Annotated in this window: 18 protein-coding genes and 1 pseudogene; 3 read left to right on the plus strand and 16 right to left on the minus strand. The window is 28.6% G+C overall.

Annotated features, from left to right (window positions below; translation table 11 throughout):
• The first annotated feature begins 104 nt into the window (after window positions 1-104).
• Together I6U51_RS21525 and I6U51_RS21530 are read left to right on the plus strand one after the other, a co-directional pair.
• Complete coding sequence (locus tag I6U51_RS21525) at window positions 105-422, plus strand: hypothetical protein (RefSeq protein ID WP_211144619.1); 318 nt, start codon at window positions 105-107, stop codon at window positions 420-422.
• 284 nt (window positions 423-706) lie between these two features.
• Window positions 707-967 (plus strand): thioredoxin family protein, encoded by a 261-nt coding sequence (locus tag I6U51_RS21530; RefSeq protein ID WP_211144620.1) that lies wholly within the window; start codon window positions 707-709, stop codon window positions 965-967.
• 103 nt (window positions 968-1,070) lie between these two features.
• Here I6U51_RS21530 and I6U51_RS21535 read toward each other — a convergent pair whose 3' ends face one another.
• The 6 genes from I6U51_RS21535 to I6U51_RS21560 form a co-directional block, all read right to left on the minus strand.
• On the minus strand, window positions 1,071-1,433 hold the full coding sequence (locus I6U51_RS21535) for a VOC family protein (RefSeq protein WP_211144621.1): 363 nt from the start codon (window positions 1,431-1,433) through the stop codon (window positions 1,071-1,073).
• 286 nt (window positions 1,434-1,719) lie between these two features.
• Window positions 1,720-2,697: an alpha/beta fold hydrolase gene (locus I6U51_RS21540; protein WP_211144622.1), complete on the minus strand. Its 978-nt coding sequence runs from the start codon at window positions 2,695-2,697 to the stop codon at window positions 1,720-1,722.
• Between the two features lie 167 nt (window positions 2,698-2,864).
• Window positions 2,865-3,500, minus strand: a complete 636-nt coding sequence (locus I6U51_RS21545; RefSeq protein WP_211144623.1) for a chloramphenicol acetyltransferase — start codon at window positions 3,498-3,500, stop codon at window positions 2,865-2,867.
• Between the two features lie 83 nt (window positions 3,501-3,583).
• Complete coding sequence (locus I6U51_RS21550; protein WP_211144624.1) at window positions 3,584-4,198, minus strand: CPBP family glutamic-type intramembrane protease; 615 nt, start codon at window positions 4,196-4,198, stop codon at window positions 3,584-3,586.
• 34 nt (window positions 4,199-4,232) lie between these two features.
• Window positions 4,233-4,586: an FMN-binding protein gene (locus tag I6U51_RS21555; RefSeq protein WP_246517595.1), complete on the minus strand. Its 354-nt coding sequence runs from the start codon at window positions 4,584-4,586 to the stop codon at window positions 4,233-4,235.
• Between the two features lie 130 nt (window positions 4,587-4,716).
• On the minus strand, window positions 4,717-5,640 hold the full coding sequence (locus I6U51_RS21560) for an AEC family transporter (protein WP_211144626.1): 924 nt from the start codon (window positions 5,638-5,640) through the stop codon (window positions 4,717-4,719).
• A gap of 455 nt (window positions 5,641-6,095) precedes the next feature.
• Between I6U51_RS21560 and I6U51_RS21565 the strand changes: the two genes are divergently transcribed.
• The gene (locus tag I6U51_RS21565; RefSeq protein ID WP_211144627.1) at window positions 6,096-6,449 is read left to right on the plus strand and encodes a DUF2512 family protein; all 354 of its coding nucleotides are present in this window, start codon (window positions 6,096-6,098) and stop codon (window positions 6,447-6,449) included.
• Window positions 6,450-6,648: 199 nt separating this feature from the next.
• Here the strand turns inward: I6U51_RS21565 and I6U51_RS21570 are convergent, their stop codons facing one another.
• From I6U51_RS21570 to I6U51_RS21610, 10 genes and pseudogenes are all read right to left on the minus strand, one after another.
• Complete coding sequence (locus I6U51_RS21570) at window positions 6,649-6,873, minus strand: amidohydrolase family protein (protein WP_343069806.1); 225 nt, start codon at window positions 6,871-6,873, stop codon at window positions 6,649-6,651.
• A complete protein-coding gene (locus I6U51_RS25220; RefSeq protein WP_281396473.1) occupies window positions 6,866-6,997 on the minus strand; it encodes a hypothetical protein in 132 nt (43 codons plus the stop codon). The genes I6U51_RS21570 and I6U51_RS25220 overlap by 8 nt, the downstream gene beginning before the upstream one ends.
• A gap of 608 nt (window positions 6,998-7,605) precedes the next feature.
• Entirely contained in the window at window positions 7,606-7,926 is a 321-nt protein-coding gene (locus I6U51_RS21575) for a PadR family transcriptional regulator (RefSeq protein ID WP_211144629.1), read from the minus strand.
• Between the two features lie 26 nt (window positions 7,927-7,952).
• A complete protein-coding gene (locus I6U51_RS21580) occupies window positions 7,953-8,537 on the minus strand; it encodes a 6TM ABC transporter family protein (RefSeq protein ID WP_211144630.1) in 585 nt (194 codons plus the stop codon).
• Window positions 8,538-8,807: 270 nt separating this feature from the next.
• A complete protein-coding gene (locus I6U51_RS21585) occupies window positions 8,808-9,437 on the minus strand; it encodes a type 1 glutamine amidotransferase family protein (protein WP_211144631.1) in 630 nt (209 codons plus the stop codon).
• A 361-nt stretch (window positions 9,438-9,798) separates the two neighbouring features.
• Window positions 9,799-11,220: a L,D-transpeptidase family protein gene (locus I6U51_RS21590; protein ID WP_211144632.1), complete on the minus strand. Its 1,422-nt coding sequence runs from the start codon at window positions 11,218-11,220 to the stop codon at window positions 9,799-9,801.
• A 543-nt stretch (window positions 11,221-11,763) separates the two neighbouring features.
• Window positions 11,764-12,098 (minus strand): annotated as a pseudogene (locus I6U51_RS21595) (GyrI-like domain-containing protein); the annotation flags it as partial.
• A gap of 85 nt (window positions 12,099-12,183) precedes the next feature.
• Window positions 12,184-12,906: a LytR/AlgR family response regulator transcription factor gene (locus I6U51_RS21600; protein ID WP_211144633.1), complete on the minus strand. Its 723-nt coding sequence runs from the start codon at window positions 12,904-12,906 to the stop codon at window positions 12,184-12,186.
• Complete coding sequence (locus I6U51_RS21605) at window positions 12,903-14,105, minus strand: sensor histidine kinase (protein ID WP_211144634.1); 1,203 nt, start codon at window positions 14,103-14,105, stop codon at window positions 12,903-12,905. The genes I6U51_RS21600 and I6U51_RS21605 overlap by 4 nt, the downstream gene beginning before the upstream one ends.
• A gap of 263 nt (window positions 14,106-14,368) precedes the next feature.
• Window positions 14,369-14,596 carry a hypothetical protein gene (locus I6U51_RS21610; RefSeq protein ID WP_211144635.1) on the minus strand — a complete coding sequence of 76 codons (228 nt, stop codon included), beginning with the start codon at window positions 14,594-14,596 and terminating at the stop codon, window positions 14,369-14,371.
• Between the last annotated feature and the right edge of the window lie 55 nt (window positions 14,597-14,651).

The following is a 14,651-nucleotide window of genomic DNA, read 5'->3' on the forward strand; positions in this document are numbered from 1 at the left end:
CTTTATAATAACGGTATAAATCATCTATGGACAAATATTATGGACAATTAGTATAATTAGTTATGTAAAGTAACTACAATGTATTTATATAGGAGGAACAATAAATGGTTGATCAAAAAGTTATAGAAGCTTTTCATATGATGTGGGATAGCTTTCCTGCACCTGTTCGCTTGATTCATAAAAACAAAACAGTGTTAGCTGTGAATGAAACTGCCCACAATGCGGGAATGAAAACAGAAGTGCCATGTTTTGCAATTGGAGCTCCTGAAGCTCACAAAGGCTGCAAAGCAAATGAAGCTATTTCTACGAACACTGCACAAATACTTAATGTAGGAACTGAAAAGATTAAATATTGGCTTCCTGTAAAAGGTTGTCCTGATGTTTATGTTCATTATACAATCTCCATTGACTCTAATAAGTAAGTTCAGAAACTGTCTAAAATATAATTAGGACATACTGCATAGTCAATTAAAAACTTTGTACATAAACATTTTAAGTCTCAACTTGCGGTAACCAGCTGCTTGTTGGGCCTTTTCACAGAATTATAAAGAATAGACGTAAGGAGAGAACTTGGAAATCTAGAATATTTGGGATTATCTGAGTCACTTATAGGTAAGTTAGAATATTTTATTAATAGGAAACAAACAATAAACTGTAATTTTTATCTTAAAGTATATTAAATAAAAAAATTAGGTGGTGATTAGAAATGAAAACCATAATGATGCTTATCACTAGTTGGTGCCCTTACTGCAAAGCTGCAGCTTCTTGGATAGAAGAAATAAAGAGGGAAAATCCAAAATACGCAGACATTGAGGTTAAAATAGTGGATGAAGAGGCTGAACCGTCAGTAGCTAAGCAATATGATTATTATTATGTTCCTACCTACTTTGTTAATGGAGTTAAAATCCATGAGGGAGCTACCTCTAAAAGTCAACTTATAGACGCATTTGAAGCAGCAAGCAAATAAAATATTATTTAATTAAGATTTTATTTTCAATTAACGGTCATGGGGGCAGATTAGCAAGCTCACTTCGCTAATCCCCTCTGTGCCTAGTGAAGTGAGCTTGCTATTAAATATTCTCTACGAACTGAATTTTTAATCCATTTGGATCTAATACATAGAAAAACTTGACATGTGGATTTGGCTGAAATGGTCCACTATGAATATCTATACCCTTTTCTTTAACAAAAGCCATCATTTCATCTACTGAATTTACTTCAAATCCAAGTGAAATATCCTGTCCAAAGTTTACTTCTTTCATAGCTTCATTGCATATAAGTTCAACTTTTGTCTCTCCATCCCCTAAAAATGCAATTTCTACTCCTGGCCCTGCATTGTATCTTCTATCCACCTCAAGTCCTACTATCTCCTTGTAAAACTTTAAAGACTCTTCCATATTTTTAACCATTAATGTACTCCAGCAAAATTTCATAATTTAGTTCCTCCTTATTTTATAAACAGAATTCTTGGCTTCAGGTGGAGTTTTCACTCCATCTGAAGCTTAGAAGTCGTTATCCAGGGACATAGCCGCTCTTTACTCCCACTTGAAGAAAAGCAGAGAACCAAAATCTCTGATTTTGTGTGAATCGCTTTCACAGAGTGCGATGGGAGTATTAGAGCGGGTAAGTCATCGGATAAACTCTAAGAAATCCTTCAATAATATTTTACCCCACTCCCGGCAACACATCAATTATTATCCTATATCTTTAATATGAATATTATGAATGGCTAAAAATTCTCAATTTCTCTTTATTATTAATTTCTAATAGTGTATCAAAAAATAATTGAGGCTGATCCAGCATTGTCATATGTCCAGCATTAGGTATTAAATAGAATTCTTTACGTGGAGCATTAATTTTATTAAAGTATTCCTTAGCAATAACATAGGGTGTCTGCCAATCGTTTCCCCCTAAAATATAATAAATTGGCACTTTATATTCTGCACATTCCGAATTTAAGCCAAAGGCTCCTAAATAATCTTGTATCTCTTCGTTTGCTTTAACCCCTTTTATCATTGCAGAAATATCCGATAATTTAAAAATGGGACTTTTAAAAGCAGTTTTACATATGGAAAGATCCACCTTAACAGCTAAATTGTATTTACCTTGAAGCTTACGTACTTGCATACACTTTTTTAAACAATTTCTATCAAATTTATCTCCGGGATAATCACCTATGGCTTCAAGCTTTTTAAGAGATTTCTTATCATTAGCCTGTATAATTAATTCCTTAACCTTTTCGTAGCCAACACGCTCATTTTCAAGCATATTAACAACCTGTCCAACTCCAATATAATAAGCTACTTCTTCTGGATATTGCTTTATAAAGGTACTTCCTAAAACACTGCCCCAGGAATGACCAAGTAAAATTATCTTTTCTTTATTATATTTTTTCTTTAGATACTGAATAGTTTCATACAAATCCTTTATCAGCAAATCAATTGTAGGATATTTATCTGGATTCTTAGTAAGAGTTTTTCCAGAACCCCTTTGATCGTAATGGACTACTGTAAAAATATCTTCCCATTTTTCTTGAAATGCATATGCAAATAGTGATTCAGGACTGCCAGGTCCGCCATGTAAATATAGCATTACTGGACTATCATGCTTTGTACCAGAATGAAATAGATATTGATGGATATCATTAATTGGTACATATTCCTCAATATAAATTGGCCTCTTCAAATTATTTTTCATAATTCAAATCCTCCTTATTATATCTAATGTATATCTCTATACACCGATTTATTTTACTTACTTTATACACAGCAGTTATTCGCAGAAAAACTGCTGTGTATAACTTATTAATACTTCACAAAACAAGAAAGTTATGCATTAATTTAATATAAAAATTAATATTGAGATTATAGATACTTCACAGGATTATCTAAAATCTCTTGGAAGTCATTAAAGAACCGTCCGACATGTATTCCGTCAACCAACGCATGATGTGCCTGTACAGATATTGGTAACTTAATTTTATCACCTTCTTCAAAGTATTTACCCCATGATATTCTTGGTATGCTATCAACAGGATTCATCTGGATTGGGTGAGTGATGTTAGTAAATGAAACCCACGGAATGCTTGTAATATACAACAAATCGTCACGCCCTGGTTCATCTTCTATGTTTATGTTATCTTTTACCATTTGGATTTCCTTTAACGTATTATTTTTAAAATCCTTAAATTTCTCAATAAAGTTTGATGTACAAAAACTAAATACCTCCCCATTAGTTATTACCGTAAAAGAAGGATTTACAGTTTCATGCTCAATTACATTATCTTCTCTTATCCTAAATCTAAATTCTTTTATGTTATTTGCTGTCTTTGTGGAAGCATATAAAACAGATATAAAAAATGGCAGTTCATTTTCTTTAATATGCTTATAAAAATTTGTAATATCAAGATTTCCACAAATATTAAAATGTGGGTAATCAAGTTGCTTAAAATAATTGTAGTGGTCTTTTCTCTTCCAGTTTTCTATGTCTATAAACTTCATTAGTATATCACTCTCCATTATAATTTTAATATCTATATTGCACAATATAATAATAGTCCGCCATACACAATCTATATTATTTGTTACATATTGCTTTTTATATTTCTATATTTTGAAAACTCAACTGCTGATATATTAAATACCATATGTATAAAGATAGAAGGTAATATTGATTGTGTCATTAGAACTATATTAGCAAAGAAATACCCTCCTATAAATGCAATTACTACATATCTAATAGCATAATCTTTAAATCCAAAATATTGAAAATGCATAATACCAAACAATAAAGCAGAAAGTATTATTGAATAATTATCACTTAATAATCCGACATTAACAAGAATTGATAATATTACTCCACGAAAAAGTATTTCTTCGAACACAGGAAAAATAACACAAAAATCAAAATCATATTTTTTATCTACTGTTTTATATCCCGAAAAACATCCCAAGATACAAGCTAATATCGAAATTTTGAAAATTTCTCTCAAATTTTTTCCGTTATAAAAAAATTCAAAGGATGCTTTTCTCAAAAAACTATTAGGGTAAATTAGTGCGATAACTAAAATTAAAGCTGCCCATATATAATTGTAATACTTTTTAATCGCCGAGCTTCTTAATTTTATGAGCATTTTATAAACAATAATATATAAGAAAGACAAAATACAACATCCAATAATGCTAATTATAGATACCACCCCATAATTCCCCCTTTAAAGATATAGTAAAAAATTACTCTTTTAAAGCATTTTCAATTGATTTAAGAATTACTTTGCTACTATTTGTGGCTCCTGAAACTGCATCAACATTCAGAGACTGTGATGATATAACCTTAGAAAGTATGGATTCAGCATTTTTACCTCTTTCATTCTTATGCTCCAATAACTCTATATTTATTATTTTGCCATTTTTTATAGTTACCTTTGTTTTTGCAGCAACAAGTTTTGCGTCATACTTGCCAGTATATACGCCATCTTTTACTTTTGAAAGGTCAATATTAGATATGGTTAATGATGACGTCTTATCTTTATATATTTTTAAGTCGTATAAATATTTAGCCCCATATGTTAGTCCTACAATTAACATTAAACATAAAAAAAGCAGGAGAATCTTATTTTTTATATCAACCACCTCCAATACCAGTTATATTGATACCACTTGAATTTTATTACTATATTTTTAATATCTTGTGGCTTACTTACTATATAATTATGTCTTATATCTGATACAGCCAAACAATAATTGGCATTGTTACAATACAAACAATAGTTGTAACTACATTTATAACACTAGCATATTCTCCATTCTTCCCATAGATTTGAGCCATTTGTGTAACTGTTGCTGCAGAAGGCGTGATTGTTGCAAGAAGGCTGATAAGCAAAATCATCTTCGCATTTGGTAATAAGTTCGCCATTCCGCTACATCTAAGTAGAAGCAGGATTATAACTGGACATACTATCATCTTTAGAAAAGTAATTAGATAAATTCTCTTATATGCAAATATCTGTTTGAAACTCATATTTCCAATCAACATCCCCACCACAACCATGCAAATAGGACCAATCATAATACTTACTGATTCCATAGTTTTCGTAATGATATCCGGCAGCTGGATTCTTGTAACAAAAAGTAAAATTCCAAAGAAAATAGCAATCATATTGATGTTTAAAAGGATTTTTTTCAAATCTATTTTTTGTTCTTTGCAAAATACCATCCTACAATGAGTCCACAAAAGAATTAGCTGTACAGATATGAAAGCACTTGAATAAATAACCCATTCCTTTCCTAAGATAGAAGTTACAATAGGGATAATCAGATTTCCAGCATTGGAATACATCATAGATGCTTTTTCAACTGCATCTAAGTGGAATATCTTTTCAAGTACCTTTACTAAAATCAACAGTACAATATGAATCAATACTGCTGCCACGAAAGCGAGAATCAAGCCATTGCGGATGCTTTCTGTATATTTAACCTGAAAGGCATTAATGATTACGCAGGGCATCACTAAATAAAGAGCAACTATTGAAAGGCTCTTGCTCTCTTCTGCTTTCAGTAAATCTGTTTTCACCAATACAAATCCCATAACCATAACTAAAAAAAGTTCAACAATCTGTTTCATTAATAATAAACTAATCACAATTCCACCTCTATACTTCAATTTAAGCCATACCATTCACAGTGAATACTAATGTTAATCTAATAAAAGCCTGTCCATAAACAGTGCTAATTAAAAATTCAGAAGTAATATAGACAAATTACACATCCTTGTACATAGCATATTAGAGTATCAATTACCCATTCTTCACCGTAATCATATGCTGTCTCACTTTTAATATTTATTATAAAATAAAACAATAGAAAAACCAAAACTTTCATGCTACAATAAGCACCTGTTGGTCACAAATTCCTTTAGAATTTTGTTTGCTATAGTGTAGAGCAACAGATAGTCTTGGAAATACAATGTAAAAACATCACAAATTTAAATTTGAATAATTAGAAATGGAGTACCTTAACTATCATAAGCACAAGAGGATATTTTTTATAAGATTAGGAAAACTAATTTTATAAAAGAATTTAGAGGGAGGTGATATCATGAAACATGTCACAGCTTTGCTTATAAAGTTTGTTATGACGGCAATTGTTTTAGAAATTGTTCTTGGTATGTTAACTAATTTAACTTTTACTTCTGTACTTTACATAGCTGTTGCTGTTACAATCCTTGCATATATTATAGGAGATCTATTAATACTTCCTGCAACAGATAATACTGTAGCCACTATTGCAGATATTGGATTGGCACTAGCCACTATATACATGTTTAATTATCTATGGAATACTACAAGAATATCTTTTACAAATGCGTTAATATCAGCTGTTGTTATAGGTGTAGGAGAATGGTTCTTCCATAAATACGTATCTAATAATGTTTTAGAAAAAAACAAATAATAGCATATTAAAAAAGTAAATTATTCAGCTTAGCCAAGTTAGTAGCAGTACAAATGCTAAACAAAACTTCTTTATATTTGAATTTCTTAAACCGCACATCTGATTTAAGTGGTGTGCGGTTAATTAATAAGACATTTTCAACTCATTCCCTATGATATTTATTAAATAATAATGATCTATAAAAATTTTGTGTTATTTTCTAATTAGGTTTGACTCTTTCAAAAACAATTTCTCCATTTGTAATAGTTGTTACTACTTTAGTGTTAACCATATCTAAAGGATCACCATTTAATACAATTATATCTGCATCATAGCCTTCTTTTATTGTTCCTATTTTATCAGCACAGCCTAAGATTTCTGCTGCATTACTTGTTATTGATTTTAAAGCATCCAATATACCTTTCTCTCTCAAATAGTCACTCACATTCAAAACTTATACTATCAGCAACTTGTTGTATCTTTCCATTCGCTATTAAGATATCCTTGGTAAACTTACTATAATCATCAAAGTTTATTAATAAACAATTTTTCAGTAATATTGGATTCATATTCTCCCCCCAATGCAAACTAGTCAGAAATGCTATTGTATTTTAAAATTTTTTGAACCTTATTTTTTTAACTTATGATGCTATGTTTAACATTATTATTTTCTTTATTTAATAAATGAAGTTTTCTGGTTTACAATAAAATGTTACCTGGAAGCAAAGTTTAGATACATAGCTAGAAGATAACATTAAAGAAAGGGCTTACAAGATCTACTTAAAAGCCCTTCTTACTTTATTAATATAAAAATATGAATATAAGAGCGTGAAGGCATTAATTTAAACTTCAATAATGGTTGCAAATCCTTACAACTCATTCACAAAGGGGTATTGTGTACAAAATATTATAAAGTCAAATAACTTTCTAGATCTATGTGGTGCAATTCCTTGTTGTGCCAAAATATCGCCTCTCTTAAATACAAATATATTTTTCTCAAAAAAGAATAAAAAATACTCTATAATAATATTTTATCGCATTCAAATTTTAGTGAATTATGCTCATATGCAGCAAGTATTGTGATTCTTTGGGAGGAATTTATGATATTGTTGTAGAAAACACGGAACGCCAAGCCAAGGATTTTTAAGGTTAAATAATTATTCACTTGATCTTTAACTTATTTTTTCCATACCTTTTGTATATTTCCATTAATAATATCCCAAGCTTCAATAAACTCTTCCATTTCCTTTTGCCCTGTATCAGTTAAACTGTAATACTTTCTATCTGGACCAAAGGGAGATTGTTTTTTCTCTGACTTTATTAATTTATTTTTCTCTAGTCTTAGAAGTAACGGGTAAAGTGAGCCTTCTGCAAACTCTTCAAAGCCATAATCCTGTAGCTTTTTGTAAATTTCATAGCCATAGGTTTCTTCCTTTGAAATTACTTTTAAAATTACCCCTTCCATAATACCCTTTAATAATTGTGTTGTTTTTGCCATCTTCTCACCTTCTACTTTTGTTTCTTCTAAAAGTATATTTTTCTTGAAGAAATAACATATCCTAGAGTTCCAAATCCCATTATTATAAGAAGTATAATAGTAGATGATAACTCTTCCTTTGCTATGCCAATAAAAGCTTTACTTGCAATAACGTAAATCATTGCATAAGCCACAAAATCAACTATGGTTCTTAAGTAGCCACTTTTGAAGTTTCCAAATATAAAATGCATTAAAACTGCATAAAATAAACCAGTTGGTATGCCTATTAATGTAATCTTGGAATCACCATATAATAAAAAGCATATTAAACAAAATATTGCAATTTGATTAAATATTCTTCCTAGTAATCCAAGATAAACATCCCTCTTAGGAATTCCCTTATAATAGGTTTTTTCAATATCATCAATAAAACCCTTTACCTCATTTGGAAAAACATCTTCTATATTTCTCCCTTCTTCCTGACTTGTATAAAGCATTTCAATTAAATCTTCTAAAACTTCATTTAAAAAGTACTTATCTGCAATTGATCTATTTAAAGTTCCATGAACCTCATTATACGCCTTTAAATATTCCTTATTTAATTTATTTTCAATATCTATAAATTTATTCATTATATAACCCTCACCCTTTTAATTTCTACCAATTAACTTAAATACATAATATAATTTACAGTTAAGCTACCATGCATTGCAAGTTATGTATGTATAGTAACATAACCTACCTTGCAATGCAAGTATCATTGGAAAATATTTAAAATTTTTCAAACTAAAAAGGAGTAAAACCTATAGTCTCACTCCTCTCACAAATGTAATATTTGGATTAAGGCATTACCCAAGCCTTCCAATGGTTCAAGTTTAGTCGATTTGAAACCATTCATTTATTTATTTCATTGAATTCATTAATTCAAAGAAATATTTTGGATCTTGAGTTTTATAAACATTAAACCAAGCCTGTAATGTTTCTGATTTAAATACATCTAACACTTTCAATACTTGCATAGTAAATTCTAACGGTGCTATTCCAGATGCAGTAATTAAATTCTCATCTGTCACTGCTGATTCAAACTTATAATATTTTTCTCCAATATAATTAGGCACTACCATTTTAAGATATTCTAAATCATTACTTGTATGGCTTCTAGAATTTAACAACCCTCTCTTTGCAAGTCCTATTGTTGCCCCGCAAATAGCTGCAACTACAATACCTTGCATTAAGGCTTTTTCAGTTTTTTCTAATACAGTATCATGGATTGATTCTGCCCATGTAAATCCACCTGGTAGAACTAAAACATCTGTAGTTTTAAGATTACATTCATCAAGAGAAATTTCTGGCAATACTTTTAGCCCTCCCATTGTGGTAATAGGGCTTTTATTATTTCCTACCGTAATTACTTGTATAGGTTGTACTCCTTTTTTAAAATATCTTCCTGAGTTTAATTCTGCAGTTAAATAACCTATTTCCCAGTCTGACATAGTATCAAAAACATAAAGATAAACTTTTTTTGTATTCATAATATACGCTCCTTTTATATCTACTTTTATATCTTATTTCAAATAACTTTGCTAGTTACATAATTTATTATAAAACAACTTCACTGACAGTTTTGGCCAGTGAAGTTGTTTTATAATATTTAATTAATTCTAGTAAAGTTTCAATGATTTTTGATAAAGAGTATTTTGAAAGCCTTTCATAAACAGAAAATCCATACCCTATACAGAGTACGGACTTTTAATTAGTTATTCTAGTAAGAGAATTGTGACTTAATAATTACACAAGACCTGTCCACAATATATTAACATCCATAAAATTTTAGATATTTTTCAATATTGAATTGCATATATTCAGTACGTATATGCCCTTTTAACTATAGTTCTATTCTTCATAACAAATAATAGGAGTTCCATCTTCTATATTATCAAAAATTGTTTTAGCTAAATATAATGGAGTATTTACGCATCCATGTGTTCCAATTCTTTTATATATATCCCCTCCAAAAGAATGCATCCAGCTTGCATCATGTATCCCTATATTTCCGTTAAAAGGCATGAAATAAGTTACTTTAGCTTCATAAGTTGGCCCTCTTAAAACTGCATCTCTTTGTTTATAATTAAGCATATAGATTCCATCGGGAGTGGCATTCCCTCTATAGGGATTACCTGTTACTATGTCACCTTGAGTTATAAGCTTTCCATCTTTGTAAAACCATAAGTGTTGTCTTGTTATGTTAATTTCTACATGAGTATTGCCTATATCATCTTTACCCCTACATACAGCTTTTTGAGTATATATTGGTTCTTTTTGGATTACTTCACCACCTCTTATATTTTTTAATAATGCTATTGTTTCACGAACACAATTAATTTTCCATCCATAAAATCCGCCCTTAACTTCTATTATTTTGCCTATAGATGTCTTAATATTTCTTGATACTCCAACTGTATCATATTTTTTACTCAATGATTGTACATATTCTAAAACTGCTTTTTCATTTATTACTACTTCTAAATTTTCATCAACATTAAGCCATTCATTTATTGTATTCCCATCTAATATTTCAGTTATTATATTCCCATCTAATATTTTATCATTACTTCCAAATGTATAAGTGATTTTTGCTCTAACATACTTATTTAATAAATCCTTAGTTTTAGAAATTTTATTAGAACTTAGAGTGTACTTTGGATTTTCATAACAAAGTTTTTCATTTAAATCTAATTTTTTTTCACCTTTTGATATGCTCATTTTTATAACTTCATTTAATTTATCTTTATTTATCTTGTTTCCATATACTTCTTTAATCACCTCATATGAACCATTTGAATACTTAAAACTTACATTTTTAGGTTCTATAATAACTCCATTTAAACAATTTAATTGGTTTATTTTATTTTTCAATTTATCTTCATTGTAAATAACTAAATCATTCACATAATAATTTTGATTCTTTAATATTGAAACAATCCATTTAAGTGAATTTTTCCCATGATAAATTTTGGAAATGCTATTTTTTTCATTATATTGCAATTCTATATCTTGTCCTATTATTTCTTCTACTTTTCCGTTTCTCTCTACTAACTGTAGCTTATAATCTTTAATATAACTTCTAATTATATTATCTGCATCACCATGTGTTTTTAATGAGACATCCGCTCCGTTTATTACTGTATTAAAAAAGAAATGATTAGAAAAGTATACTGAAATAAGTAAATAAAATAGCAAAATTGAGACTATTAGAATACTAATAGTCCCTGTATCCTTACTTTTAAAAAGCTTTTCTATATTAATATTCTTCATACCGATTTATACCTTTCGTCAAAAATACTTTCATTTAAACATAATAACTAATTTAAAATATGTTTGTATTTTTGGTTTTATAACCAAAAAGTAAGTATATAAATTAGTTGGCCCTATTGGCTTATAATTTTTTTTATACCATTATGCATTATAATCTTCTCCCTAAATTAATACTATATTATATTAAACTTAATATTAATTTATTAATCATTCTATAAATATAAAAATCCACTATAACACTTTATTTTAGTTATGGTGGATTTTACGATAAAACTTACTGACTTTTAAACTTACATTATTTTAAAGGGTTTATATAATCAATAGGCATATATATTACACTATCTTTACCCTATTGGTAAAATTGCATTTACTTATGGTACGGTTCATCATACCTAATTCTAAAACTTATATCAAAATCATAAATAAAACTTATCTAAAACAATATAAAACCGATATTCTGAAAACCTTCCACAAGCAAGAAATCCATACCCTATACAGAGTACGGACTTTTAGCTAGTTCTCATCTAAATGTAATGAGAATAGTTATTTTTTCTTAACAGGAATCCAAATTTCGCTGTAGTAGTTTTCATCTTGATTACCTTGCGGATAATCAGCCATATTGGTGTACATTTCAATATTGTAACCTGCTGCAATTTCATAATCCTTGCAATTAGACAGCCATTCTGAGAAGATTTTTCTGTTCACATCTTGCAGAGATTTCGGCATTGCGCCCTTGCAAGCAAAAACAGCCCACGTGTGTTTAGGAATAATCTTTGTAACAAAACCCTTAGGTATTTCTATAGACGGATTATAATTGTTTGCAATCAAATATTCAAACTCATGCTCTCATCTATAGATACTCCGTACATTCCGCATACAAAATTTGTTTACATACCCTGGGGAACTTTGCTAACCCTTAATATATTTGAAAACCTTTCTTTTGTTTTGTAAAAAATTTTTACTCTAAAAATTATCTAGGTTCTTAGCCGAACTATAACATATCTCTCCATTTGTCATATGAATTATACGATTTTTCCTATCTATTTCTGAAATATTATTCTTATTGACTAAATAGGCTCTATGAAATCTTACAAAACGTTCATCTAAAGTTTCTTCTATATCTTTCATTTTACCATAAAACTCAACTTGTCTATTAATTGCGTGTAATAGTATCTTATGAACTGTATCAGAGGTTTCAAAGAAAAGAATATCCTTATACTTTATATTTATAACTTTATCTTCTTTTCTTATCGTGAAAATTTCACCCTCATCTTCATCACTATATAAATATCTCTTTTTAGCTTCTAAAATGCATTGCTTTATTCTTTCAGCCATATTTGAATAATCATCTTTAATTATATAATCCATAGCTTCAACCTTGTAGGTGAAAGTCAAATAGCTCATTTCCCCATGGGTAGTTATAAATACTATAAATCCCCTTTCATCAAACTCTCGAATCTTACTTGCTAAGGCTATCCCATTAATATTAGAATTTAAATCTACATCTAAAAAGTACAGAGAAATATCCTTATCATTTTCTTTTGCTTTATTTAATATTTCTATAGGACTAGACGATGCTATCTCAATTGTCATATCTAATTTTTCTTCTAATATAATATCTTTAACTAGCCCTCTTATCCTATTCCTTTGCTCTTCAATATCTTCACAAATATATATTTTAATCATAAACTTATTCTCCTACTTATAATTTCAATGTTTTGAATGAATAAATTATCTTCTATACTAGTATCAAGAATAGTATTGTAGTAATTGCTAAGTATGCTTTTTAAATTAGCAAGTCCTATTCCTCTCCCAATTCCCTTAGTTGAAAATCCTCTTATATATATTTCGTGTATTTTAGGTGTTTCTCCTTCAAATGAGTTAATTACTATAAAACTAATAGACTTTTGTTTTTTAATAACCCCTAGCTTTAAAACTGGATTAGCACATAAAACCGCTGCTTCAATAGCATTATCTAGTAGAATACCTAAAACTCTGCACAAATCAATAGTATCCATCTTTATATCTTCAATAGGTTCAGCGATATCTATAAATATATCTATCCCCTCTGACTTTGCTTTTAAAACCTTTGAAGAAATAAGTCCTTTTAGCTCCGGAGTTTTTATATTTGAAAGTAAATGTAGTTTTAAAGAATCCTTATTTAAATCATCATTAATTGGTAATATTTTATTAAAGAAAAAACTTTTTAATTCACTAAAGTTATCTGTATCTAAATATCCTCTTATACAAGACAGTATATTTACAAAATCATGCTTAAAAGCTCTAATATCTTGATCTAAAACTTCTATGTTATTTGTATATTCTGTAAGTTTTTCAATTTCTAATTGTCTAAATAATATTTCTTCATGTCTTTTACTTAAATATATGAAAGCTAAAATTATTGCAAAGAAAACAACAATGGTCATTTCATTTAAAATTAATAATGCATTAAAAATACTTTTGTTAAAAGCTATAATTGAAATCGTATATGCTGTAAATCTATCAATAATTAAAGCAAAGGAAAACAAAGATATTATGCTGTAGTATAAAAAACTATTTTTAAATATATCTTTAATATTATAATTATTGAGTTTACTATATTTTTTTATTAAGAATATCATAGATATTGTGTATAGATAACTTACAAGGGTTGATATAGGCATAAAATAAATATTATAAATTAGCTTATCATGATTAAAAACACTGATGAAAATTATTTTAACTAGATTTACTGCAAAGCTGTTAACTATAAATATTATAAATACTGAAAACAGTGCTTTTTCTAGATATTTAACTTTTTCTTTATAATATGCTAAAGAAAAAGCTATAACTAAACTTATGCTCAAAATAAACTTTGTATCTAAAATGTAGCTAATATAACTCAATTTATCCTCAAATTTTAAAAATAACATCATAAAGCTAAGAACACTTATGCTTATGGTTAAACATTTTTTAACTTGAAATTTGAATAATCCGAGAAAGTAAACAAAATATATACTTACCAGGCAAGTACATATATCCAATATATAAATCATTCCGGCATCAACTCCATATAAAATAACTTTAAATCAAACTTATTATACATAAAATTACAGCTAATTTGTATATAATAAGTCTAATTAACTGTAATTTTAGTATTATTAGATACTTATTCTATAGTTTTAATTTTTTTTATCTTGAGATATAGGCTAGTAATACCTATTGTTGTAAATGAATCAATAACAGATGCTATAATTATATTCACTCCTGATGATATGGATGAATTAAATAAATGTTTTAACAACCTTAGCAATGCTTCATCATTAATTAAACCTATAATCATAGCAATTATAAACATTTTAAAAATATAGTCTCTAAAACCCTGGCTAAAACTCATACTGTTATTTATAGAAGCTCGTATTCCATTATTCTCAAGGGTAAAGACTTGAAGA

This window comes from Clostridium aciditolerans (assembly GCF_016316925.1).
In the GTDB taxonomy this organism is placed as follows: domain Bacteria; phylum Bacillota; class Clostridia; order Clostridiales; family Clostridiaceae; genus Clostridium_AM; species Clostridium_AM aciditolerans.